Source organism: Teredinibacter turnerae T7901, assembly GCF_000023025.1.
Classification (GTDB): domain Bacteria; phylum Pseudomonadota; class Gammaproteobacteria; order Pseudomonadales; family Cellvibrionaceae; genus Teredinibacter; species Teredinibacter turnerae_B.
Map to the genome: position 1 here is coordinate 3924598 of NC_012997.1, position 23426 is coordinate 3948023.

23 protein-coding genes are annotated in these 23426 nt (G+C 51.1%); 7 read left to right on the forward strand and 16 right to left on the reverse strand.

Features of this window, described 5'->3' with window-relative positions; genetic code table 11:
* Window positions 1-230: 230 nt before the first annotated feature.
* The 3 genes from TERTU_RS15675 to TERTU_RS15690 all read right to left on the reverse strand — a co-directional run bounded on the left by TERTU_RS15675 (window position 231) and on the right by TERTU_RS15690 (window position 3323).
* Window positions 231-2180 carry a hypothetical protein gene (locus tag TERTU_RS15675; RefSeq protein ID WP_015818062.1) on the reverse strand — a complete coding sequence of 650 codons (1950 nt, stop codon included), beginning with the start codon at window positions 2178-2180 and terminating at the stop codon, window positions 231-233.
* A 433-nt stretch (window positions 2181-2613) separates the two neighbouring features.
* The gene (locus TERTU_RS15685; protein ID WP_015818201.1) at window positions 2614-2841 is read right to left on the reverse strand and encodes a DUF3820 family protein; all 228 of its coding nucleotides are present in this window, start codon (window positions 2839-2841) and stop codon (window positions 2614-2616) included.
* On the reverse strand, window positions 2841-3323 hold the full coding sequence (locus tag TERTU_RS15690) for a YajQ family cyclic di-GMP-binding protein (RefSeq protein ID WP_015818789.1): 483 nt from the start codon (window positions 3321-3323) through the stop codon (window positions 2841-2843). The genes TERTU_RS15685 and TERTU_RS15690 overlap by 1 nt, the downstream gene beginning before the upstream one ends.
* Window positions 3324-3530: 207 nt before the next feature.
* On the opposite strand from TERTU_RS15690, the gene hpf reads away from it, so the two are divergent.
* The 6 genes from hpf to TERTU_RS15720 all read left to right on the forward strand — a co-directional run bounded on the left by hpf (window position 3531) and on the right by TERTU_RS15720 (window position 7746).
* Window positions 3531-3842 (forward strand): ribosome hibernation-promoting factor, HPF/YfiA family, encoded by a 312-nt coding sequence (gene hpf / locus TERTU_RS15695; protein ID WP_015819362.1) that lies wholly within the window; start codon window positions 3531-3533, stop codon window positions 3840-3842.
* 233 nt (window positions 3843-4075) lie between these two features.
* Window positions 4076-4336 carry a DUF4404 family protein gene (locus TERTU_RS15700; RefSeq protein ID WP_018014295.1) on the forward strand — a complete coding sequence of 87 codons (261 nt, stop codon included), beginning with the start codon at window positions 4076-4078 and terminating at the stop codon, window positions 4334-4336.
* A gap of 49 nt (window positions 4337-4385) precedes the next feature.
* A complete protein-coding gene (locus tag TERTU_RS15705; RefSeq protein WP_015820527.1) occupies window positions 4386-4946 on the forward strand; it encodes an acyl-CoA thioesterase in 561 nt (186 codons plus the stop codon).
* Window positions 4947-5007: 61 nt separating this feature from the next.
* A complete protein-coding gene (gene msrP, locus TERTU_RS15710; protein ID WP_015819032.1) occupies window positions 5008-5973 on the forward strand; it encodes a protein-methionine-sulfoxide reductase catalytic subunit MsrP in 966 nt (321 codons plus the stop codon).
* A 30-nt stretch (window positions 5974-6003) separates the two neighbouring features.
* Window positions 6004-6594 carry a protein-methionine-sulfoxide reductase heme-binding subunit MsrQ gene (locus tag TERTU_RS15715; protein ID WP_015816995.1) on the forward strand — a complete coding sequence of 197 codons (591 nt, stop codon included), beginning with the start codon at window positions 6004-6006 and terminating at the stop codon, window positions 6592-6594.
* A gap of 150 nt (window positions 6595-6744) precedes the next feature.
* The gene (locus TERTU_RS15720; RefSeq protein ID WP_015819491.1) at window positions 6745-7746 is read left to right on the forward strand and encodes a LysR family transcriptional regulator; all 1002 of its coding nucleotides are present in this window, start codon (window positions 6745-6747) and stop codon (window positions 7744-7746) included.
* A gap of 91 nt (window positions 7747-7837) precedes the next feature.
* Here the strand turns inward: TERTU_RS15720 and TERTU_RS15725 are convergent, their stop codons facing one another.
* From TERTU_RS15725 to TERTU_RS15785, 13 genes are all read right to left on the reverse strand, one after another.
* Window positions 7838-8110 (reverse strand): hypothetical protein, encoded by a 273-nt coding sequence (locus tag TERTU_RS15725; RefSeq protein ID WP_015817820.1) that lies wholly within the window; start codon window positions 8108-8110, stop codon window positions 7838-7840.
* A gap of 959 nt (window positions 8111-9069) precedes the next feature.
* A complete protein-coding gene (locus TERTU_RS15730) occupies window positions 9070-10362 on the reverse strand; it encodes an adenylosuccinate synthase (protein ID WP_015816929.1) in 1293 nt (430 codons plus the stop codon).
* Between the two features lie 31 nt (window positions 10363-10393).
* Window positions 10394-11578 carry an ATP phosphoribosyltransferase regulatory subunit gene (locus TERTU_RS15735; protein WP_015817351.1) on the reverse strand — a complete coding sequence of 395 codons (1185 nt, stop codon included), beginning with the start codon at window positions 11576-11578 and terminating at the stop codon, window positions 10394-10396.
* 25 nt (window positions 11579-11603) lie between these two features.
* The gene (locus TERTU_RS15740; RefSeq protein WP_015817835.1) at window positions 11604-11789 is read right to left on the reverse strand and encodes a DUF2065 domain-containing protein; all 186 of its coding nucleotides are present in this window, start codon (window positions 11787-11789) and stop codon (window positions 11604-11606) included.
* A 186-nt stretch (window positions 11790-11975) separates the two neighbouring features.
* Window positions 11976-12848: a protease modulator HflC gene (hflC, locus tag TERTU_RS15745; protein WP_015817214.1), complete on the reverse strand. Its 873-nt coding sequence runs from the start codon at window positions 12846-12848 to the stop codon at window positions 11976-11978.
* A 3-nt stretch (window positions 12849-12851) separates the two neighbouring features.
* Entirely contained in the window at window positions 12852-14009 is a 1158-nt protein-coding gene (gene hflK, locus TERTU_RS15750) for an FtsH protease activity modulator HflK (protein WP_015819767.1), read from the reverse strand.
* Window positions 14010-14099: 90 nt separating this feature from the next.
* The gene (gene hflX, locus TERTU_RS15755; RefSeq protein ID WP_015820229.1) at window positions 14100-15434 is read right to left on the reverse strand and encodes a ribosome rescue GTPase HflX; all 1335 of its coding nucleotides are present in this window, start codon (window positions 15432-15434) and stop codon (window positions 14100-14102) included.
* A 53-nt stretch (window positions 15435-15487) separates the two neighbouring features.
* Window positions 15488-15751, reverse strand: coding sequence for an RNA chaperone Hfq (gene hfq, locus TERTU_RS15760; protein WP_015819611.1), 264 nt, complete (start codon window positions 15749-15751; stop codon window positions 15488-15490).
* A gap of 244 nt (window positions 15752-15995) precedes the next feature.
* A complete protein-coding gene (gene miaA, locus TERTU_RS15765; RefSeq protein ID WP_018014300.1) occupies window positions 15996-16973 on the reverse strand; it encodes a tRNA (adenosine(37)-N6)-dimethylallyltransferase MiaA in 978 nt (325 codons plus the stop codon).
* Window positions 16970-18811: a DNA mismatch repair endonuclease MutL gene (mutL, locus tag TERTU_RS15770; protein ID WP_015818124.1), complete on the reverse strand. Its 1842-nt coding sequence runs from the start codon at window positions 18809-18811 to the stop codon at window positions 16970-16972. Before mutL ends, miaA begins: the two co-directional genes overlap by 4 nt.
* On the reverse strand, window positions 18811-20163 hold the full coding sequence (locus TERTU_RS15775; protein WP_015820281.1) for an N-acetylmuramoyl-L-alanine amidase: 1353 nt from the start codon (window positions 20161-20163) through the stop codon (window positions 18811-18813). The genes mutL and TERTU_RS15775 overlap by 1 nt, the downstream gene beginning before the upstream one ends.
* Window positions 20164-20176: 13 nt before the next feature.
* On the reverse strand, window positions 20177-20683 hold the full coding sequence (gene tsaE, locus TERTU_RS15780) for a tRNA (adenosine(37)-N6)-threonylcarbamoyltransferase complex ATPase subunit type 1 TsaE (protein ID WP_015817650.1): 507 nt from the start codon (window positions 20681-20683) through the stop codon (window positions 20177-20179).
* Window positions 20680-22203 carry an NAD(P)H-hydrate dehydratase gene (locus TERTU_RS15785; protein WP_015818921.1) on the reverse strand — a complete coding sequence of 508 codons (1524 nt, stop codon included), beginning with the start codon at window positions 22201-22203 and terminating at the stop codon, window positions 20680-20682. The genes tsaE and TERTU_RS15785 overlap by 4 nt, the downstream gene beginning before the upstream one ends.
* A gap of 33 nt (window positions 22204-22236) precedes the next feature.
* Between TERTU_RS15785 and queG the strand changes: the two genes are divergently transcribed.
* On the forward strand, window positions 22237-23415 hold the full coding sequence (gene queG, locus TERTU_RS15790) for a tRNA epoxyqueuosine(34) reductase QueG (RefSeq protein ID WP_015820916.1): 1179 nt from the start codon (window positions 22237-22239) through the stop codon (window positions 23413-23415).
* Window positions 23416-23426 lie beyond the last annotated feature (11 nt).

The following is a 23426-nucleotide window of genomic DNA, read 5'->3' on the forward strand; positions in this document are numbered from 1 at the left end:
AACAATAGGACAAAAAAATGGGAGCCTAAAAGGCTCCCGAGAGGCTTCGTATAAAGCTAACTAGATCGGAGCGGTTTAACACTCCTGGGGAGGTGCGCCTCTACCCCTAGGTACAAGGACTATTTCCAGGGGCGCAAGGCGAGGTAGTTACTTAGAAGCAAAGCCGGCACCCGAGTTCCAAGAAGCACGCGTCACCAGGCCAGCTTTACTTTTCTTTACCGACCGCGCGATTAATGCGGAGACCGCTGGGGAGCGGGCGCCGTGAGTGCGTGCAACACCAGGTTTCCAGTGGGAACCCTGGCGGAGGAGCGTGTACAGCTGGACGCGGCAAGAATGTCCAGGTCATCAGCACGACGTGCCAAATCATCGAAACTACGGGTAAGCGCGCCATCACGGGGATCCAATAACGAAATACCTGTGAGAAACCCGGACAGAATTGCTGGCGTGCCCGCAGGCGTGCCGTAATCGAGGTGGGCGAAATTGGTATTCGTTTCCACCGTGTGACAACCGCTACAGGTATTAAGCGCAAGCTGGAAAAGCGCGTCATCTCGTATGGTTGCGGGAGGAGGTGAAATGGGTGACGGTGTGGTAGGCACCGTTAGCAGGCTGTTTGGCGCATCCCATAAGGTTGGCGCCGGGGCCGCACCCGCAAGAAAGTCTTGCCCAAGAAAGCTATCGGGAACCAGGTGCTGTGCCGCGGGAGGGCCGACGAGGTTAGGCCACTCACTGTTGACGTATTTAGCCAGCAAACCCGTATTATTATGCCCATTGTCCGGCTCCTGTTTCACCGTGGTTTGCGCCAGAAAACCCCCGGCGTCTGGAAGGAAGAATTCACGCAGTTCCCAAAATGGCGAACCCGCGAGTAATTCGTTGGTTCTGACCTGGCCGATTGCGCTTTGATTCGGGCGCGAGGGCGCAGCGCCGGCGCTGGCAAAAACATCGGTCAACGACGCAAGATCATCATTGTATTGCGTTGAATTCGCGAGATTCTTCCACTTAATTGCCCAGTCCCTCACATTTTCGCACCCGTCAATGGGCACCTTGTACTCCATAATCAGAGTCATTCGCTCACTGTGACATTCACCGTCGTGCAAAGCGAACACAAAACGTCCTTCGCCAGCGTCGCCCCCACCATATGTCGCGCTACCATCGCTGCGCAGGTCGGCACGCAGAACTATCCCCAGCAGCCGAAAGGGGCTTTGTCGAGGGTCGAGACTGACTCCAGGGCCACCACTGCGCATTTCCCACTGTTCAATGATTTGCTGATAAACATTCGGCCGCGCCGGCACCCCAAAGTTGTTTACCGTTTGCAATGAAGCCCAGTGCTTAAACAAGTGTTTAATATAGTCTGATGTTGATGCGGACCCATTCGCGACGTTTGCCATCAATGTCCAGAAGGTCCAGCTACCTGTTGCATTGCCCATTGGCGGAAGGCCTGCACGACGACATGCCCAGGTTCTCGTCGGATCCGAAACCACACTGAGATCAGTAATCATTAGAGAGCGCGCAGGATCGGTCGGCAACAGGCTGCTGGAAGGAGATATTGTGCCGAGCGGCAGCCCGGTAAAGTTTATCGAGAGCCTTTCCCCCAACCGCAGCTGAGAATCGTTAAACGGAAGCAAGACGGAAGCTTCGGAGTCATCCATTTGACTGTCGATTAACAACCCGTCACCCATTTCTGTAAACGACTGGGTGCCGATTTTTTGCCGCGTTCCTGCAGCAAATAATGGCCGCTCACTATTTTTTCGACGCGTTTCAGCCAGCGTCTGATTGGCTTGCGCAAAAAGTTCAAAATCAAAAGGCACCTCAGCGGTAAATTCACCGTCCCCTGCACGACTATCAAATTTTTTGCCATCATCGAAAAAGGGCACAGGTTCGCCTTCAACAAAGACGTGCAATACCTCCTGGTTTGGTGCCGATGTAAACATCGCGCGCAACACCGCGCTACCCTCGCCGACGCGTTCGAGAACGATATTTGTCGGCCTAGGATTGATCAAATCTAATATTTCCGATTCACCTTTAATTTCCGCGCCAACACACGGCAATGCGCCAGCGCAAACAACAACGGCTCCGAACCGTATTTTTTTAGTCAGCTTACTAAACAACATGTGCGACAGTTTTTTAGTGGATTTATTCATAGAGTCACCCAGTAGCTTTATTAAAAGAAAAAACAACGGCACTCTCGCTCCAACACTGAACACCCGGCGAAAGGATGCTATTGATAACCTGTAAAAGTGACCCGGGTCAAAATAAAACTCAAGCAAATGTGAATCTCACGTCGCCCCTTTGATTTTTCAATTTTTACAGCGACAATCATCATCAAACCACGACATTGTTTTTCAATAAAAGGGCTGTGCGATATTTCTAAAAACGTATTTTCTATTTTCAGCAGCTCAACGCGTTTTACTACGCTATGTCGATCCAACGATATTTTTCGATCCAAATCTACTATTATCGAATCGCGCCAGCGCAGCGTGCGTTAAAAGAGTGAAAGTGAGAACGAGTGATGTGGGTGACTACAAACCTGCAAGCTTGAGACGCACGGGCATGGATTTGCGGGGCTGAGGCTTGCAGGAATTGTCGCTGCCAAAACATACCAAGGCAGCGAGCAAATTAATGGATAGAAGGGTAGTTGCGCAACGGGTCCAACAGATTTTCCTGTCCATTGATGCGGATTTCCAACGCCAGCGCGAGCAATTGCCCCAACTCTCCTTCCGGAAACCCTTTGTCGGCGAACCAGAGCAAGTACTCTTCTGGGAGATCAATTAATACTCTGCCCTGATACTTGCCAAACGGCATAGTCATGTTGGCGAGCTTGATTAACCATTGTTTGTCGAACATCAGTCGCGGAAGTTATTAAACTGAAATGGCTGACCAAGCTTACCCTCTCGAACCAGCGCCATCACGGCTTGCAGATCATCCCTTTTCTTACCCGTCACACGGACCTGATCCCCCTGAATAGAGGCCTGGACTTTTAATTTGCTGTCTTTAATTAATTTTACTAACTTTTTCGCAGTTGGCGCGTCTATACCTTCGAGGAAGGTGATCTTCTGGCTGAATGTTTTACCCGAGTGCTCTGGATCTCCAACTTCCATGGTATCCGGGTCAACATTGCGCTTGATGAGTTTGTTCCGCAAGATATCGAGCATCTGCTGTAGTTGAAAATCGGCTTCGGCCGACAGGGTTGTTTCCTTTGAGGTCCACTCAAAGCTGGCTTCCACGCCACGAAAATCGAAACGGGTTTCGAGCTCACGCTGGGCATTTTCCACAGCGTTACGTACCTCCTGGTTGTCGATTTCAGAAACAATATCAAATGAAGGCATGAGGTCTCCTGATTGTGCTTACCTGTATTCCAGATAAAAGTTACAGACAAAGACATTGTCGCTTTATTGCTTGTGTCAGCGCAAACCCAAATAAGCCAGCGCTTGAAAAACCGCTAAGTTCACCATAACTTAACAATATGGTCATAATTCGAATTAGGACCTAACCGCCCTCTGGGCCGACGACATAACGACAATAGGAATGGTTATATGCAATTGAATCTCTCTGGTCACCACGTAGACATTACCGACGGCATTCGTGAGGCAGTCAACAATAGCTTCGCAAAAATAGAAAACCATTTCCCGCAACTTGACGCACTCGGCGTCATTCTCACCGTCGAAAAGCACGAACAAAAAGTTGAAGCCCAAACCCAGTTTCTCGGTGCAACGGTTGCTGTACACGCTTCAGACAAAGACCTCTATGTAGCGATTGGTAATACCGTTAAAAAGCTCGAATCGGCACTCAAACACCGCAAAGGGTCAGTAAGCGCTAACACACACAGCAAGCCAAGTTTAGATTAGACTGGCAACTGCGCCCCGCCAGACTGCATCTTGCGGGGTACTAACACTAACCGACGACAACACAGCCAATATAAAGCGCTTGACCGACGATGAGTGCTTAAAATTACCGCATGGGTAAACTGGTTGTTTACTCAACTTTGGAACGGGGTGAAATCACAAGGCAACAGGCAAGCGTTAGCGCTATGATCCAGCTCTACCAGCCTGGCAGCGCCACTAATCGACCGAGAGTAGATATGCCTACGGAAAAATTAAAGTCTCTTTTACAGGAATTGAAGTCCGAGCTACGGGATGCGAAAAATGCCGACGAAGAAACTCGCGACCTCATGCTGAGCCTGGATACGCAACTCCAGGCCGTACTAAACACCAGTAGCCCGATCGACCCAACAATCGAAGATACACTCACCGAACTGGAGTCCCGATTTGCGGTAGATCACCCTATTGCAGAACGCTGCGTTAGAGAAATACTCGATGCCTTGAACAAAATGGGGATTTAAGGCACTGTTAAGGCTCCTACGTTGTAACGGATCACTGTTGTAGAGCCTTATGAGTGTTTTTCGTACTGTAAAATCATCCCAAGTCATTCTAAAAGAGCTGATGGTTCCTTCTTACGCCAATTTCGGCGGGAAAGTGCACGGCGGCGTTATCCTCTCCCTGATGGACAAAATTGCCTACACCTGTGCCGCCAGTCACGCCAAAAGTTATTGCGTAACCGCCTCTGTCGACTCCGTAAATTTTCTCAACCCCGTGGAGGTTGGCGAACTTCTTACGCTCTATGCTTCAGTTAACTACGTGGGGCGGTCTTCCATGGAGGTCGGTATTCGTGTTGAGTCTGAGGACTTCAAAAACGAGCACTGTAAACACACCAACACATCCTATTTTTCGATGGTTGCCCTCAACGAAGATACGCGCCAACCGGTAGAAGTAGCCGGGCTTATTCTTGAGAGCGAAGCAGAAATTCGTCGCTTTGTAAAAGGTAAGTATCGCAAGCACGCCAAGCAGCAATACCGCGATGAAATGGCGGCACTCGATAAAGAGCTGGACTTCACACGCGAAATTGGCCGCCTTACGCAGGACAACTGCAAGATACAACTACCCAAAGTGTAGCCTGCGGGAACTTAGCCGCCAATTTGTGTCAAAGTCATGTCCCCACGCTTGAGGAACCACCATGGCGCGAAACCCACACATCATCCAACTTCCAAGATGGGCTATCCCCGAAAACCAGGTGACCGACGAGCGCCTGTTCCTCAATCGACGCAAGTTTCTCACGCAGTCCACTCTAGTGGCGACAGCTGCCTATTTGCCAATGCTAGCTTCGGCGAAAGTTGGCGATCTGGCGGACCGGCTGAGTGGCGCCACAAAGACCGTTAGCCATAATGAAAAACTGACGCGTTTTGAAGATGTGAGCGGTTACAACAACTTTTACGAGTTAGGTACAGACAAAGGCGACCCAGCGGCCAATGCTGAGGCGTTACGCACCGACCCATGGAGTATTTCCGTTGAAGGAGAATGCCAAAACCCCGGCAAGCTCACATTCGAAGATCTGATTGCCGGGCAGACAATGGAGGAGCGGATCTATAAATTGCGTTGTGTCGAAGCCTGGTCGATGATTATCCCCTGGAGCGGGTTTCCGCTTGCCAGCCTGTTAAAAAAATTCCAACCAACTAGCGATGCGAAATACGTGTCATTTGAAACGCTCTACGACAAATCACGTCCATTGCCCGGCCAACGCCGCAACGTCATCGACTGGCCCTACCGGGAAGGTTTACGCATGGATGAGGCCATGCACCCGCTGACATTCGTTGCTGTTGGGCTCTACGGCAAACCCATACCCAACCAGAATGGGGCTCCGCTTCGGCTCGTAGTACCATGGAAATACGGCTTCAAGAGTATAAAGTCCATCGTAAAAATCAAGTTCACCCGCGATCAACCCCAAACAAGCTGGAATATGCTTGCGCCGCAGGAATACGGGTTTTACTCAAACGTAAACCCAGAAGTCGACCACCCGCGGTGGAGCCAGAAACGCGAGAGGCGCATAGGCGAGTTATTCCGGGTACGTACAGAAATGCTTAATGGTTATGCCCCGGAAGTCGCTGAACTCTACAAAGGGATGGATCTGCAGAAGTATTTTTAGCGCATTACAAACACAAAATTAAGAGACCCCATGCCATTCACTAGCTGGCGCTTCGCGACCTTCTTTTTGCTGCTTTCTCCGTGTGTTTGGCTGGTTTACGGATTCTTCTCCAACAACCTTGGCGCAAACCCAGTCGAGACACTCACTCACCAAACCGGTAAGTGGGCATTTATTTGCCTTCTACTGAGCCTTGCTATCACACCAGCGCGTCAACTTACCGGCGTTAAAAAGCTGATGCTGTTAAGACGAATGGTTGGGCTTTACGCGTTTTTCTACGCCACGCTGCACTTTCTAGTGTACTGGGTGTTTGATCAATCACTCTCCGTCGCCTATTTATGGGAGGACATCTCTGATCGCCCCTACATTACACTGGGATTTCTCGGCTGGCTCTTCCTGCTGCCCCTCGCTATCACCTCTACGCAAAATTGGCGAAAACGACTCGGCAAGCGTTGGTTGACACTTCACAAACTGGCCTATGCTGTTGGATTGCTAGCCCTATTCCATTACATTTGGCTTATCCGGGCTGATTACCGTGAAGTGGTGCCCTACGCCCTGGCACTCTGTGCTTTGCTCGGTTACCGCCTATTCCGCTGGCTCAAAACCCCGCAAAGAGCTGCATAACACGCGCCTTTCCGCCAAAATACACATTTATTTGATCGAACACCGTGGATATTGCCAGCCTAGGGTATAAGGTATCGGGAATGTTCCGTGTACGCGTTTCGTACATAATCATTCAAAGCATTGATAGCACATTGGCATGGTATCCGACATATGAATTTGCACGGCGTAGATTTGAATTTGATGGTAGCGCTCAACGTACTTCTCCGGGAAAAAAGCGTAACACGCGCCGCAGATTATCTGGGTATAACCCAGCCTGCCATGTCAAATGCCCTAAAACGGTTGCGGCAATTGTTTGATGACCCGCTTCTGGTGAGAACCAGTGAAGGAATGAAGCCCACAGAACGCGCGAAAGAACTCGAGCCTCAGATTCGCGACCTTCTCATCCAGGTTGAACAGGTGGTTCAACCGGTCAGTGAATTCAAGCCACTAGATAGCAACCACTTTTTTCGTATTGCAGTTACAGACTACGCGGAGTCCACTCTAATCCCCGAAGTACTGAACCGCCTGCGCGACTCCGCCCCCAATTTGACGCTGGATATCCTAACACCCAGTGATGTGAGCTATCACGATGTGGAACAGGGCCATGTAGACTTTGTCATTAACCGGTTTGATGAATTGCCCCAGTCTTTCTATCAAACACTGTTGTGGCGCGATAGCTTCACCTGTGTTTACTGCAGGAATAACCCTATCGCAGACAACTTCAACCTCGATACCTATTTGCAGGCCAATCATGTGTGGGTCAGTAAAACGGGGATGGGTGTTGGCGTAGGGGTAAACCCTGAAGATGTACAGCGGCTTGGCTGGGTTGATGCTGCATTGAGCCGGATCGGAGAAACAAGGCGCATCAAAATCTATACGCGGCATTACCAAGCTGCAATGCGGATGGCGGAGCAGCGTGACCTGCTGCTGACAATCCCCACCAAGGCTGCCGAGCTTATGAAAGATAATCCGAAGATGTGCTTTTCAGAACCACCTTTTTTAATACCACCGCTGGAACTCACCATGGCGTGGAGCCCGCTTTTACACTTCAATCCAGCCCACCAATGGTTGCGTAGAACTGTTGCTGAAGTCGCGCACAGCCTACAGGATAAAAGAGTTCACCCGGCCTACGAAGGCTATACAACTCACAAACTTGATAAAACCCCCGCTTAATACTATCCAGAAGCAAACCGGAAAAATAAAAAGCCCGCGAATAAGCGGGCTTTTATTGATACGATTTTGTCATGGCTGTGACTCGCACCGATCAGTAATCTACGTAAGACACCAAATGCAAGTTGTTAGAATCGTGCGTGTGGCTGGTTGCCAACAAACCTTTCGCAACCTGATAAGATTCAGTGGCTGCATTAAGTTCACGAAAACAGGCTTTTCTTTCATCGCCGATTGAATCTGAACACTGTCTGCGTAATTCTCTGTATTCTTCTACCGTCACCCTTGCAGATGCGATCTCCTGCTCAGTTGCGTTTGCACTTTGAGCTTGAACAGCTATCAACATGGTCAGCGCCAGCAAAACTCGCATAAGATGTACCTCCTAGATGTCCGCTTATGCACTTCTCTTTGATTTGCCGAAAAAATCGACTTACTCATTTCGTTACCTCGAGTAACATTATACCCACAAACTTCAGCAATAGAATCTTTATTCTTGGGCATTTAATTTTTTTTCGAGTAAATCGGTAACAGATCACGGAAAATTTCCTATCGGTCGTGACGAGCAATTTGTTGACATCAAAAACAACAATTACACCTTATTATTAAGTTCTACATTAATTTTCTTAATTTAAAAATCGTATTAAAAAAATCCCTAACGAACTCAGTCTTAGGTTTGTTATTTATTTAACATGACAATTCAATGACAAAAAAAGCCCGCACAAAAAGCGCGGGCTAGTATTTACACATCAAGTCACAGGCAAGATGTGCTGGACCAGCAGGCCCAATTCATAAATAACGTGCAAATAATACAATCCCAGCAGAATCTAAGCTCAGTATAGGCAAACCTAAAATTTAAAGCGCTGTGAAGTTTTGGTTTATATCAACACATCTTTTTAACTATCTTTTCATCGACAATTTTCCGGCATTAACAAAAACAATCGCTTAGCGCACATGTATGTATAGGCTTTAAAATTCGACGGGATTCCAAACCGGTAGAGTGCTACGCGTTAGCACATACAAAACTATGCATTAAGGCCGGTATCTACAAATACATATTGCAAGGCAATAAGAATAAAGATCTAAGAGGGTTTTTAAAAAAAGATAATCTAAATCAGCTTGCGGTACCGATATTTAATACCTCTGGACCTGTTAGCCAGAATTAAGCGAGCGACTTGAAACCGAAATATATATTGAAAGAACCACCCTGCTTAAGCAAGATTTACTAAAACACTTCGCCACTTGCTAACCAAAGTTTGAAATGAGTTGTTTCGTCCGAGCAGAAGAATCAATTCCAAAAAAAAGCCCGCATTAGCGCGGGCTCTGTTCGGTTTATGCAAACGGACTTTTCAGTATGATTGTTTCTACGCGGTCTGGCCCGGTCGAAATAATATCCACAGTAATACCCACCAGCGCCTCGAGCCGAGCAATATAATCGCGTGCAGCCTGCGGTAGCGCATCAACACTCTTTGCTCCAACGGTGGATTCACTCCAACCAGGGAGAGATTCATACACTGGTTGAATATCTTCCCAACCTTCGGCGTCACATGGTATGCCCACGTCTTCACCTGCGCTGTTCTTATAGCCCACGCAGATTTTTACTTCCTTGAGCCCATCAAGCACATCCAGCTTGGTCAGGCACATTCCGCTCATACTATTGATACGAACCGCGTGTTTAACCGCTACCGCATCGAACCACCCCGTGCGTCGCTTACGCCCGGTTGTGGCGCCAAATTCGTGCCCTTTAACACCCAGGTGCTCACCGACTTCACAATCCAGCTCTGTAGGGAAGGGTCCTGCACCAACACGGGTGGTGTAAGCTTTGGTGATGCCCAATACATAGTCCAAATAAAGGGGGCCAAAACCCGATCCAGTCGCCGTACCGCCAGCCGTAGTGTTGGACGAAGTTACGAACGGATAGGTGCCGTGATCGATATCGAGCAACGAACCTTGCGCTCCTTCGAATAAAATATTTTTACCGGCTTCACGCGCCAGGTGTAGCTCGTCCGATACGTCGACGATCATTGGCCGCAGTTCTTTAGCCAGCAGTAGAGCCTCATCCAACACGGCTTGATAATCGACGGCTTCGGCACCGTAATATTGCGTAAGTGCAAAATTGTGGTACTCCATCACTTCTTTCAATTTGGTTGCAAAGCGCTCTTCATGCAGAAGGTCGCCCAACCTCAGGCCACGACGCGATACCTTGTCTTCGTACGCGGGTCCGATGCCGCGTCCGGTGGTCCCAATCTTGGCTTCACCACGCTTCAACTCACGCGCCTGATCAAGAGCCACGTGATAAGGAAGAATCAACGGGCATGCCGGCGAGAGCTTCAAGCGCTCTCGTACAGGAACCTCTTGCGCTTCCAGTTCGTGTATCTCTTTCATTAAGGCGTCGGGCGCCAGCACGACACCATTACCGATAAAACAGGTTACTCCGCTGTGCAAAATGCCCGAGGGAATTAAGTGCAGTACAGTTTTTTTGCCGTCGATCACCAGAGTGTGTCCAGCATTGTGACCTCCCTGGAAACGTGCAACGTGAGTGACCTGCTCCGTCAGAAGATCAACAATTTTCCCTTTGCCTTCGTCACCCCACTGGGTGCCCAAAACCACAACATTTTTACCCATGATTTAAACCTGTATAACGAAAAGTTGGCTCCTAGAGAGCTTTAACCTGAAAGCCCGTATCTGTTTCGATCAGAATACGGTCGCAATTTTGATGATCGTAAGGTGCATCCTGAATGGAGAGACCGCTCACTACGCGCTCGCCAGCCTCTCTCAACGATTGAATCTCCTGCCATTGTGCTGCGTTGGTCGATGCTGGAGCGAATACACCAGGATTCGGTGGTGCAGTTTCAACATTCAGCGTTCGACAAATCACAGACAAGTCTGCGGCAAACCCAGTTGCCGGACGCGCACGGCCAAAAGCTTCGCCGATATGATCGTAGCGCCCACCTTTCGCAATAGCGTTGCCCACACCCGGCGAAAACGCACCAAAAACAATACCTGTGTGGTAGTGATAGCCGCGCAGTTCGCTTAAATCAAAGTACAATTGCGCATCGGGGTAGCGTGGTTGAACCACATCGGCGATGGAACTCAACTCATCAAGAGCGACCATCACTTCAGCCGGCGCGTCTGCAAACACATCGCGTGCACGGTCCAAGACGCCGGCACTGCCAGACAATTTTGGTAACTCCAGGAACCAGTGTTGCAACTTGGGCTCCCGGACATGGGTGGTAACCCAGTCTTTAATCTCAGTAGCTGCTTTCGCCTGCAACAGTAAGAACAGTGTATTTTCCTGTTCTTTGGAAAACCCGGCGGCTTCCGTCAAAGCGCGAAAAACTCCGACGTGACCAATATCGAGATACTGCTTTGGCATTCCCACCAAGGAAAGCACCTCTAACAGTAAACTGATAACTTCAATGTCCGCATCTAAGCCAGGCTCACCGAACAACTCGACGCCCACTTGAATTGGTGTACGAGACCCAAGCGCCACCTGCGGCCTGGTATGGACTACGTGGCCAGCGTAGCACAACCGGTTTGCACCGCTGCGCTTCAAGCTGTGCGCATCCATTCTCGCGGCTTGTGGCGTGATATCTGCCCGAATACCCAGCGTTTTACCGGTAAGTTGATCAGTCAGTTTGAATGTCAGCAAATCGATGTCACCGCCCGAGCCAGTCAGCAGCGAATCGGTAAATTCGATCATTGGAGTAATAACGTATTCATAGCCCCAGCGCTGAAACACGTCGACCAGACGGCGTCGCAGGGTTTCCACTTGCAAGGCATCATCCGGCAGGAGCTCGGAGATACCTTCAGGTAATAGCCATCGGTCTACTTTACTCATTATTCTCTCTTTGTTTACTCGTCAGTTACTTGATAACCCACAAAAAAACCGCACCCGCCAGCATACTTATGAAACCGATAAGCCGGAGCACGCGATCATCGGCTTGCGCGAGGCTCGCAACAAGTTCGCGCCAGCGATTGGGATACAAAAAAGGAAGAATTCCCTCAATGATCAATACCAGACAGAAGGCTTTTGCCAGCTCGTGCCACATGAAGTGAATATCGCCTGAAGTGGTGTACGCTAAACCAGTGGGTCGCCGAAAGCCCTCAGGTGCCAGACGGATAGGAATACCCCTCTTGGCACGCCCAATGTACGGGCCGCCGGCAGAATCCGAACACAAAAAAACCGGCCAATTGGCCGGTTCGAAATTTTACCACGAATTGTTACGCTTAGACGATTACTTCCCTTTCGAGTCTTTCATGTAACGGAAAAATTCGCTGCCCGGATCTACCAGCATAATATCTTCTTTGCCGCTGAAGGATTTGCGGTAGGCCGTCAAACTGCGCACAAAGGCGTAAAACTCAGGGTCGCGATTATAAGCTTCCGCGTAGATGGCTGCAGCACTTGCGTCACCTTCACCGCGCAACAACTCAGAGTCGCGGTAGGCCTGCGCTTCGATAATCGTCCGCTGTCGATCTGCATCTGCCTTAATGATCTCAGCCTGTTCCTTACCTTTAGAGCGGTGTTCCCGCGCCTCGCGCTCACGCTCGGCAGACATTCGGCTGAACACAGGTCCACTCACCTCTGTAGGGAGGTCGATGCGTTTAACCCGGACGTCAACCACTTCAATACCCAATGAGTTTTGAGTGAACTGGTTGAGAGCTTTGGTGAGATCAACCATAAGCTGGTCGCGCTCGCCGCTCACAACTTCTTGCAGAGATCTGGCTGCAAATTCGTTGCGCAAGCCCTCGTTAATACGCTGCTCAAGCAGGCGTTCAGCCCTGGGCTCTTCGCCGTTAGTGGCTTTGTAGTAAGTGCCCACTTCGATGATACGCCATTTAGCAAAGCTATCGACCATCATGCTCTTTTTCTCGACAGTCAAAAAACGCTCTGCACGGGCGTCCAGCGTAAGCACCCGGCCATCGAAGGTACGCACCTCGTCAACAAACGGCAGCTTTATACCTAGCCCAGGTTTTAGATCCGCGTTGTCAACCTTACCAAACCTTAACAACACGCCACGTTCATATTCCTGAACAATAAAAAGTGAGTTCGAAAGGAGGAATATGGCCAGTAACGCTCCAATAATGATAAAAAACGATTTCCCAGACATAGCTTACCTCCCCTCTCTACGGCGCGAATTTATCGCGGCTTCACGGCGCAACTGGTCCATAACATCATTGACCACCTGATCCATTTCCGACGAACTCAAACCGCGCGAGGTGGCTTGTTGGCTGGTATTAACAATCTTATCCAGCGGCAGGTAAAGCATGTTATTACCACCTTCGACGTCCACCAGCACTTTCGACGCATTAGACATAACGTCCTCAACGGCATCAAGATACAGGCGCTGACGGGTAACTTCCGGCGCTTTTTTATACTCATTCAGCAGATACTCGAAGCGCTTAGCCTCACCTTCCGCTTTCGCGATCACCTGCTCTTTATAGGCGGTTGCTTCCTCAATAACGCGCTGCGCGGCACCACGTGCTTCGGGCAGAATACCGTTGGCGTAGGTTTGCGCCTGATTTTTGTAGCGCTCTTCATCTTCACGCGCTTTAATCACATCGTCGAAAGCGTCTTGCACTTCACGAGGAGGGTTCGAATCTTCGATGTTGACCTTCTCGACACTTATACCGGTTTGATAGGCATTCAGATAAGCTTGCAAACGGTCTTGAATCTCGTAAGCCACTCGCTCACGGCCTTCGGTAAGAATATCGTGCATTAACGTAGAGCCTGCGACATGGCGCAATGCGCTGTTCGTCGCCTGTTTGAGACTCGACTCAGGATCTCTCACACGGAGTACAAATTCCTGCGCGTCGCTAATGATGTATTGCACCGAGAGTTTGATGTCGACAATATTCAGGTCTTTGGTGAGCATCTGCTCTGAGGTGGACCACTGGCGTACTTTGGTCACGTTAACAGGGTAAACCTTGTCAATCAGCGGTGGATTCCAGCGAAACCCTGGTTGCAGTGTCTGGTTGTACACACCTAACCGCAGTACTACCGCTCGTTCCTGTTCGTTAACGATCCCTGCGCCCAGGAACCCGTAAATCAGTAGAAAGGCAATAAGTGCTAGCGCGACTAACGTCCAGCCAAAACCTGATGTTCCGCCCGAGCTGCCACCAGTATTGCCGGCTTTTTTACCGCCAAATAATCCACCTAGCGTTTTTTGCAGATTTTTTAACGCCTCATCCAGATCTGGCGGTCCGTCGTTGTTGCCGCGGTTGCCGCCTCCCCAGGGGTCTTTGTTCCCACCCGGTTCATTCCAGGCCATAGAGAGTCTCCGTTTTTTTAAGTTTTGATTGCTCGATATTGAGGTGGGGAGGCGTATTTCAATACTCCCCCCTGAGAACTCGCTGCTATTTTATACGGCTAGTTGTTGGTAGTCGGTTTGCTCAGGCTGTTTAAGCAGGTCGTCCAACGCGATATTTTCTGCCGACAGCATGCGTTTGAGATCGGCCTCTGGTATTCGAATCTCCAGCTCACAGATCCCATCCGGAGTATAGCTTTCATTCAGCACCGCATTGTGACGATAGAGTCGAGCCCGCAAACTCCCCATAGCCGCGCCTAAGTAGACCGACTGCTGAAAAATATCCTCAGCGAGCAATTCGGCGAGCGCCTGAAACAGGAGCGAGATGTTCACGGGGTTATCTGCAGCGTTCTTTGCGGAGAGCCAGACCGCGACCGGGCGTCCCTGGTCATCACGATCTATGCGCGGCGCCATGTCACTCAGCAGATCAATTTTGTTGTACACCATTAAACAAGGAAGTTCATGTGCGTCAATTTCTTCCAGCACAAGGTTAACCTGCTCAATATTTCGCTGCCTTTCGTCATCCGCGGCATCAATTACGTGCAACAGCAGATCTGAGCTGGACGCTTCTTCAAGAGTTGCGCGAAACGACTCAACCAAACGGTGTGGCAGATTACTGATAAATCCCACTGTATCTGCCAGTACGGCAGGCCCGACGTCGGGCAAGCCTATACGCCGCATCGTGGGGTCCAACGTAGCAAACAGCTGATCCTGCGCAAAGACTCCCGCATCAGTGATTGCGTTAAACAGGGTCGATTTGCCGGCGTTGGTGTAACCCACCAGTGACACGGTAGGAATGTCCGCGCGGTTGCGCGCCCTGCGGCCCTGCTCACGCTGCTTGCGGACTTTCTCCAGACGTTTGCCGATTGTTTTAATCCGCGCACGCAGTAATCGACGGTCAGTTTCCAACTGGGTCTCACCGGGACCGCGTAAGCCAATCCCGCCTTTCTGTCGCTCCAAGTGTGTCCACCCACGAATTAAGCGTGTGGACATGTGTTCAAGCTGGGCAAGTTCCACCTGTAACTTACCTTCGTGAGTGCGAGCACGCTGGGCAAAAATATCGAGAATCAGGCCTGTACGGTCTAACACGCGACATTCCAGTGCTTTTTCGAGATTGCGCTCCTGACTCGGTGACAGCTCGTGATTGAAGATAACAAGCTCCGCCTGATGCTGCTGCACCAGAGCCTGCAATTCTTCAAGCTTGCCAGTTCCGATAAAGTATTTGGGGTGGGGGGCGGATCTTTGTCCGGACAGTAATTCGACTGGGTCGCCACCGGCGGATAACACCAGTTCTTCGAACTCACGTGGATCGTCTGACTCTGCGCTTTGGGGTATTTCCAAGTGAACCAGCACTGCCAGCTCACCGGAATCAGGTCTATCAAAAAACAAATAGCTCTCCGTTGTAGAACAAGGGATATCTACTAGCCATGCAACAACGTAACTTAAGCGCCGCTTTCCATATCGTCATTGCCAGTGCTTTCGGGATTCAGCATAGGCACACGTACGGGACGAGAAGGCACGACTGTAGAAATCGCGTGCTTGTAAACCATTTGGCTCACGGTATTTTTCAGTAAAACAACAAACTGATCGAACGACTCCACTTGTCCTTGGAGCTTGATGCCGTTGACCAAATAGATGGAAACTGGGATTCTTTCTTTACGTAATACATTTAAATAAGGGTCTTGTAAGCTATGCCCTTTTGACATGTCAGTTCTCCTTATAAGGATAGGAATTATAATAAGTAAGCACTAACCTTCGTTCCACTAAACCCTGTCGAACATCGATAAAATCTTCGTTCAAGTTAGCGTAAGCGCACTTTAGTCTCTAAGCGTATAAATTGAATAATAGTCGGTGGTACGTGTTTGTCACTGGCTCAATCCAGAGCGAACCAGATTTGTGCAAACACTATGCGTCCTGGAACCCGCGCATATTTACTCAAACTGTACACCATTATATGGGCCTTTGGGGTAAAAAACTCAAGGCTTTATTCACAATTTCATCGACCTCTAATAAATCACCTGAGGCATTTTGAGTGTCAATCCAGCAAAGATCCGGCCAACCTCGCAGCCATGTCAATTGCCGCTTTGCCAGCTGCCGGGTTGCTGCCACGCCGCGCGCGACCATTTCACTCCGGTCGATCTCGCCACTCAAATACTCCCAGACCTGACGGTATCCAACAGCGCGGATTGCCGGCAGATCCGGGTGCAGGTCACCGCGCCGATACAGCGCTTCAACTTCGCCGAGCAACCCCGCGTCCAGCATATTTTCGAATCGGGTTGCAATTCGCTGATGTAAAACCGCTCTATCTCTAGGCGCTACCGCTAACTGTACCCATTGGTAGCTATCCAACAATCCCGAGCCAGAATTGGCGCGAAAATGACTCATGGTTTTTCCCGAAATGCGATAGACCTCCAGCGCCCGACTGATCCGGTGAGAGTGGTTAGGATGCAGCTCGCGAGCGGTTTCGGGGTCAATATCCATTAGGTGTTGGTGCATGCCCGGCCAGCCAATCGCCAACGCCTCTTGCTCTATTTGGGCGCGAACCGCCGGTTGCGACGCCGGCATGTCAGAGAGCCCCTCGAGTAATGCCTTAAAATAAAGCATGGTACCGCCAACCAGCAGCGGCGTTCTGCCCGCAGCCACAATATTCGTTATTTCGTGCGTCGCGTCCTTACAAAAATCGGCCGCTGAATAAGGCTCAGCGGGGTCGCGTATATCAATGAGTCGATGCGGTACCGCAGCCAATTCAGCCGCACTGGGTTTGGCGGCGCCAATATTTAAGCCACGGTACACAAGCGCCGAGTCCACGCTGATAATTTCTGCATTAAGGTGGTGGTGAAGCGCCATGGCAAGATCAGTCTTGCCGGCAGCTGTCGGGCCCATAAGTGCGATGGCGAGCGGTTTAGTTTGCCTATCAACCACAGTCACTGGCCTCGCATAAAAAGCTTGTCCAGTTCAGCAAGGGACATCTGGGTCCAGGTTGGACGACCGTGATTGCACTGGCCGCTGCGTTCGGTGGCTTCCATATCACGCAATAACGCATTCATCTCCGCAATATTCAAACGTCGGTTCGCGCGCACAGAACCGTGACACGCCATAGTCCCCAGGATTTCGTTAATATTCTGCTGGATGCGCTGGCTCGAACCATACTCAATCAGATCCGAGAGGACATCCCGCACCAATTGCTCAACATTTGCCCGGTTAAGGATCACCGGTAGTTGGCGAATTAACAGCGACTCGGGCCCGGCGCGTTCCAATTCAAAACCAAGATTCACAAAAATATCGGCGAATTCATCGGCATAATCCGCTTCCTTTTCGCTGACAGCCATGGCTTGCGGCACCAACAGCGGTTGCGATTGTATTTTTTGCGCCTGCTGCTGCTCTTTCATGCGCTCGTAGGTAATTCTTTCGTGAGCCGCGTGCATGTCCACCACGACCATGCCGTCGGCGTTTTCCGCCAGAATATAAATACCTTTGAGCTGAGCGACCGCATACCCCAATGGCGGCACAGTTTCATTATCGGATGCGGGTGGCATTACAGATGCCGGTGAACCCATCGAAGGTCGTTTGCTAGTTGCTGAACCCGCGCTTGTATATGTCGGGCTCCAGCTCGGGGCGCGCTCTGCGACCGCAGAGGGCTCTGACCGCTGGGCTGAAAACGATAATCCGGGCTGCTCCGTGGGCGAGTATTGTTGGGCTGAAAGCTCCGACGCCGTATCGGCTTCCGCTCCGATGTCCTCTTGCGCACTCGGCTCATTGCCCGGACGAACGTCTGCGAGCGCTTTATGTAAACTGCGGAATAAAAAGTCGTGTACCAAACGGCTATCGCGAAACCGCACTTCGTGTTTTGTCGGGTGGACGTTCACATCCACGTTGCCAGGGTCCAACTCAAGATAAAGTACAAATGCCGGATGGCGACCGTGATAAAGCACATCCTGGTAGGCCTGCCGAATCGCGTGGCTCACCAGCTTATCTCTGATCGCGCGGCCATTGACGTAGAAGTGTTGCAAATCTGCCTGGCTGCGAGAAAAAGTCGGCAGTGCCACCCACCCCCACAACCGTAAACCGGCACGATCAATATCCACATGAACAGCGTTTTCCATAAACGCAGGGCCACATATTTGTGCTACCCGACGCTCCTGTTCTGGCTGCGTTGTGGCCGGGCGCCAGCTGTGCACCACTCGCCCATTATTTTTCAAGCTGAAGCCTTGGGCAAACCGAGACAAAGCCAACCGCTTCAGCACGTCTTCTACGCGGCCGTATTCGGTGCGCTCAGTACGCAAAAATTTTCGTCGGGCGGGTGTATTAAAAAATAGATCACGCACCTCAACCGAAGTGCCCTGCGGATGACCTGCGGGCGCCAAACGGGCTTCCATATCGCGCCCTTCGGCTTCCACACACCAGCCAGATTCCTCTTCGCCGGTATTACTAGTCAAACGCAAGCGCGCGACAGAGGAGATACTTGCCAAGGCCTCACCGCGAAAACCAAGAGTGACAACGGCCTCGAGATCGTCCAGGTTAATAATTTTACTGGTTGCGTGACGGCTCAACGCCAACGGCAGGTCTTCCTTGCTGATGCCATGGCCATTATCGCGCACGCGAATTAACTTCACGCCGCCCTGTTCAACTTCCACATCAAGCTGGGTAGCGCCAGCATCCAGGCTGTTTTCAACCAACTCTTTAATAACCGACGCCGGTCGCTCAACGACCTCACCCGCAGCTATCTGGTTGGCTAGCCGCGGGCTCAAGGTAAATATTTTATTCATTAGGATGCAGGAATTTTGAGAATTTGGCCGATCTTAATTTGCGTGTTGGTCAAACCGTTGGCCGCTTTAATATCATTAACAGAGACACGATAATGGTTTGCAATACCGGTTAAGGTATCGCCCTTGGCGATTGTGTGGCTCACCTCACCCGAGACGTATTTTTTCCAGGCGACAAGGCTGCCCGCCGGAGGCGTATCCTGAAAATACGCTTTAACGCCACTCAAAATCGCTTCCGCCAGCTTTTTCCGGTGCCCAAAAGTATTAAGCTTGCGCGCCTCTTCAGGGTTGGAAATAAAGCCAGTCTCGACAAGAATTGAGGGCACATCCGGGGATTTCAATACCGCAAACCCTGCCTGCTCCACCTGATGTTTGTGCAATTTGGTGATTTTGCCAATCTCGCCGAGCACTCTTGCGCCCACATCCAGGCTGTGCGCCAAAGACGCTGTCATGGATAAGTCCACCAGCACGCCAGCGAGCATCTCATCCACATCGCCGAGGCTGACACCACCAACACCACCAATTAGGTCGGCCTCATTTTCTTTTGACGCTAGAAAGCGGGCGGTTTCAGACGTAGCACCACGGCGGGACAACGCAAACACGGACGCGCCGCTAGCCTGGGGATTTTTAAACGCGTCCGCATGAATGGAAATAAAAATATCTGCGCGCACCTCACGTGCGGTGTTGCGGCGTTTTCGCAGCGGAATATAGTAATCGCCGCTGCGCACCATATGCGCCTTGTAGCCAGGTTCTGCGTCCACCATCTTTTGCAGTTGCTGACTGATTTTATAGACGATGTCTTTTTCGCGAATCTTTTTCGGCCCCAGCGCACCGGGATCTTCGCCGCCATGCCCGGCGTCAATAGCGACAATAATATCCCGACGCCCCTGGCCAATGTCGGTTACTTCATTCACCGTTTTCACGGTTTCGTTTTCTTTGTCGTACAGGTCGATCACCAGACGATCGTGTTTATCTCCGTGCTTCGCCAGCACAAAACTACGTGGTTTGATGTCGTCGGTGAGATCCAGCACTACACGTAAATCTTTATCGTTGCGACGACCATAGCGCAGCTTGGAAATAGGCGTTTCGCTAAATTCGAGATCCGTCGGTGCAGACTTAATGGCAGAATCCGCTATATCGATAACAAGGCGGGCGGGTGATTTCAATGGGAAAATTTTGTGTTCCACCGGCCCACTAAGATCGAAAACCAAGCGCGTGTGGTCTGGTGCTCGCCACAGGCGAACACTATTAACGTCTGCGGCGTAGCTAAGTTGCGATGAAAAGGCAGCAACCAGAAAAAGCAGGCACAAGGCAACAACACTGCCGTACAACCTGTTTTTACGGGAATTTCCCACTACCCTCTCCTCGTTAACCCGTTTTATCTGTAAAGGTCTGCACAACACTCATGCCTTTTTTGCTCAGCGCAATTAGTTCCAATCGGCGGCCATGACCCTCTGGTAATACCTTAGCGATAAAGTCAGCTGATGGCAAAAAACCCTCGCCCCGCACCGGCCACTCTATCAGCGAGATCGCGTCGCTGGAAAAATAATCCCGGATACCGAGGTACTCCAGCTCTTCCGGATCCGCCAGCCGGTAGAGATCGAAATGATAAATATTGGCCGCAGAAAAAGCATAAGGTTCCACAAGGGTATAAGTTGGGCTCTTAACCGCACCTGAATGACCAAACGCAGACAACACACCACGGCAGAAAGTCGTTTTACCTGCGCCCAGTACACCATCCAGGTAGACCACCACTCCTGGGGTTAGACACTCACCCAACGCCCGACCCGCGGCAACAGTCGCAGCTTCATCGGCGAGATAGACTGCCGTTGTTAACAGGCTGATTGTTGACTGGCTGGTAGTTGACTGACTCAATTGAGTAATTCCCGAATATAAGGAATGAGGTCGGTGGCTAACAGGCCACGCATACCTGCGTCGGCAACCGCTAAATCTGCCGCATCTCCATGCGCGCATACCGCAATCATTGCAGCCTCCAGTGGCGCGACGCCCTGCGCCAACAACCCACCTAACAGACCAGCCAGTACATCGCCCATACCTCCGGTTGCCATCCCGGGATTGCCGACATTCGCGAGATAAACGCTATCGTCTGCGGCAATCACCGTACCCGCCCCCTTAAGAATAACCACACCACCAAAATTTAACTGTAATTTGCGCGCGGCTTTAAATCTATCGGCTTGTACCGTTGCAATATCGGTATCGAGTAAGCGGGCGGCCTCGCCCGGGTGAGGAGTGAGTATCCAGTTTTCCCGCCAGGGCGAGGGCAGAACCCGGCCTTCAGCAATAATATTCAGTGCGTCGGCATCGACCACCATAGGCAAATCTTTTTTTGCAGCCTGCTGTAGCATCTGTTCCGACCAGGGGCTGCGCCCCAAACCTGGCCCGACCACAAGGACTGACGGACGCGCAAGTAGCGGTTCCAGCGATTGCCCGGAAGAAACACCCGATACCATCAATTCCGGCAAGCGGGTTAATACAGGGCCGACATGTTCAGGCCGAGTGGCGACGCTGGTGAGCCCGGCTCCGGAACGAGCCGCCATCTCCGCCGCCATAGCAACCGCGCCACCAAAGCCGCTGTCTCCGCCGATCACCATCACATGCCCGAACAGACCTTTGTGCGCATCCTGTTCGCGCTGCCTCAAACGGCCCTGCATTTGGGCACCGTCGATCCTGAGCGCAGACGCTTTAAGCAGTGCGCGAGCCGACTGATAATCATCGCTTTCAATATTTACCGTCGCCAAATCATCGAAAATAAGCTCGCCCACAAATGCAGGGGCACGGCCAGTCAGCAACCCCTGTTTCACACCGATAAACGTGATAGTTGCATCCGCTTTTACCGCGCATCCCAATACACGCCCCGAATCGCTGCAGATACCTGATGGCACATCAACAGCAAGAGTTGGCTGCGCCTGCTGGTTAATATATTCCACCACCTGACTAAAAGGCTCACGGACAGCACCGTGTATACCAGTACCCAGCAACGCGTCCACAAACACCGTCGAGGCATCGGGTTCGAGCGCGGCGAGTTCCGTAATCGGCTTTATGGCGACACCTTCCTGTAGCGCATACTGATAAGCACGCATGGCGTCACCCACCAGTGATGCGGGCTCCGTTACTGCCACCACCACGACATTCAGCTGGCGTTGGGCAGCCAACGCTGCTATCACGTAACCATCGCCACCATTATTGCCGCCACCACAGAACACAATCAGACTTGAGCATTCTGGCCAGCGCGCAAGCAGATAGTCGAATGCCGCTCGCCCTGCGCGCTTCATCAACTGTATTCCGGGAATTCCCCCCTGCTCAATTGCCAGGTTATCCAGCTGCCGCACCTGTGCGGCGGTGTACAATGAAGTAGGTAAATTATTTTTTGCCATCTGCCGATTCCCCAAAAACTGGCCAAAGTATACGTGACTTATATCAGCCCCCAAAATCAAAAAACTGTAACCGCACTCGATCAGACGCAATTAAACGCGCTTGCTGAACTGATCCAACTCTGGGGGCGGGAGCAGGGCTTTCAGCAAATCGCAATCACCGACACCGACCTCGATGCAGAGCAGTCCCGGCTGGAATCCTGGCTGGATAAGGGGTACCACGGCAGTATGCAGTGGCTGGCAGAGCATCGCGAAATGCGCACCAAGCCTGATCAGTTGGTACCCGGTGCACGGCGGGTTATATCTGCGCGCATGGATTACCTGCCGCCAGACACAGATCAGATCAAGGTACTCAAATCGGCTGATCAGGCATATATATCCCGCTACAGTCTGGGCCGTGATTACCACAAGCTCATACGCAAACGCCTGGCAAAAATTGCCGACAACATTCGCCAGCACTGCGACGCGGTTGGCATTGAGCAGCGCCCGTTTGTGGACAGCGCGCCAGTGATGGAACGCCCGCTCGCGCAGAAGGCGGGTCTTGGTTGGGTGGGCAAACACACTTTGCTACTGAATCCCCATGCTGGCAGTTGGTTTTTTTTGGGGGAGATATTCACAAATCTGCCGTTGCCGGTAAACAACCAACGGCACAAAGACCAGTGCGGCACCTGCCAGGCGTGCCTTCAGATCTGCCCCACTGATGCATTTCCAAAACCCTATGAACTGGATGCGCGCCGTTGTATTTCCTATCTCACTATTGAAAATAAAGGGCCGATTCCCGAGGAGTATCGTGAACCCATAGGCAACCGGGTGTTCGGTTGCGACGATTGCCAAGCGATCTGCCCGTGGAATAAATTCGCCAAGCCCACTTGTGAAAAGGATTTTCACCCCAGGCACGGACTGCAAAACAGCCGCCTGATCGATTTATTTTTATGGGACGAGAGGACGTTTTTAAAACATACCGAAGGTTCCGCAATTCGTCGAATCGGTTACGAGCGATGGTTGCGAAATCTGGCGGTTGGACTGGGTAATGCAAACCCGTCAGTGGAAGTGATAGCCGCACTACAAAAAAAGAAGGAAGTTGGCGTCTCGCCTTTAGTAGAGGAACATATTGACTGGGCAATCCACCGCCAGCAAAACCCTCGCCGGCGGCGGCGCAAAATAAAGCGCACAAGCGATACTTTGCCTGTGCGCTCAGCTTTTTATTCGCAGTAAAAATTACTCTA

Excerpts from the sequence above, each read along its gene's own strand:
- TERTU_RS15685 (WP_015818201.1), bottom strand. The coding sequence starts at position 2,841 with ATGTTCGACAAACAATGGTTAATCAAGCTCGCCAACATGACTATGCCG.
- TERTU_RS15690 (WP_015818789.1), bottom strand. The coding sequence starts at position 3,323 with ATGCCTTCATTTGATATTGTTTCTGAAATCGACAACCAGGAGGTACGT.
- hpf (WP_015819362.1), top strand. The coding sequence starts at position 3,531 with ATGCAATTGAATCTCTCTGGTCACCACGTAGACATTACCGACGGCATT.
- TERTU_RS15700 (WP_018014295.1), top strand. The coding sequence starts at position 4,076 with ATGCCTACGGAAAAATTAAAGTCTCTTTTACAGGAATTGAAGTCCGAG.
- TERTU_RS15705 (WP_015820527.1), top strand. The coding sequence starts at position 4,386 with ATGAGTGTTTTTCGTACTGTAAAATCATCCCAAGTCATTCTAAAAGAG.
- msrP (WP_015819032.1), top strand. The coding sequence starts at position 5,008 with ATGGCGCGAAACCCACACATCATCCAACTTCCAAGATGGGCTATCCCC.
- TERTU_RS15715 (WP_015816995.1), top strand. The coding sequence starts at position 6,004 with ATGCCATTCACTAGCTGGCGCTTCGCGACCTTCTTTTTGCTGCTTTCT.
- TERTU_RS15720 (WP_015819491.1), top strand. The coding sequence starts at position 6,745 with ATGAATTTGCACGGCGTAGATTTGAATTTGATGGTAGCGCTCAACGTA.
- TERTU_RS15725 (WP_015817820.1), bottom strand. The coding sequence starts at position 8,110 with ATGCGAGTTTTGCTGGCGCTGACCATGTTGATAGCTGTTCAAGCTCAA.
- TERTU_RS15730 (WP_015816929.1), bottom strand. The coding sequence starts at position 10,362 with ATGGGTAAAAATGTTGTGGTTTTGGGCACCCAGTGGGGTGACGAAGGC.
- TERTU_RS15735 (WP_015817351.1), bottom strand. The coding sequence starts at position 11,578 with ATGAGTAAAGTAGACCGATGGCTATTACCTGAAGGTATCTCCGAGCTC.
- TERTU_RS15740 (WP_015817835.1), bottom strand. The coding sequence starts at position 11,789 with ATGTGGCACGAGCTGGCAAAAGCCTTCTGTCTGGTATTGATCATTGAG.
- hflC (WP_015817214.1), bottom strand. The coding sequence starts at position 12,848 with ATGTCTGGGAAATCGTTTTTTATCATTATTGGAGCGTTACTGGCCATA.
- hflK (WP_015819767.1), bottom strand. The coding sequence starts at position 14,009 with ATGGCCTGGAATGAACCGGGTGGGAACAAAGACCCCTGGGGAGGCGGC.
- hfq (WP_015819611.1), bottom strand. The coding sequence starts at position 15,751 with ATGTCAAAAGGGCATAGCTTACAAGACCCTTATTTAAATGTATTACGT.
- mutL (WP_015818124.1), bottom strand. The coding sequence starts at position 18,811 with ATGAATAAAATATTTACCTTGAGCCCGCGGCTAGCCAACCAGATAGCT.
- TERTU_RS15785 (WP_015818921.1), bottom strand. The coding sequence starts at position 22,203 with ATGGCAAAAAATAATTTACCTACTTCATTGTACACCGCCGCACAGGTG.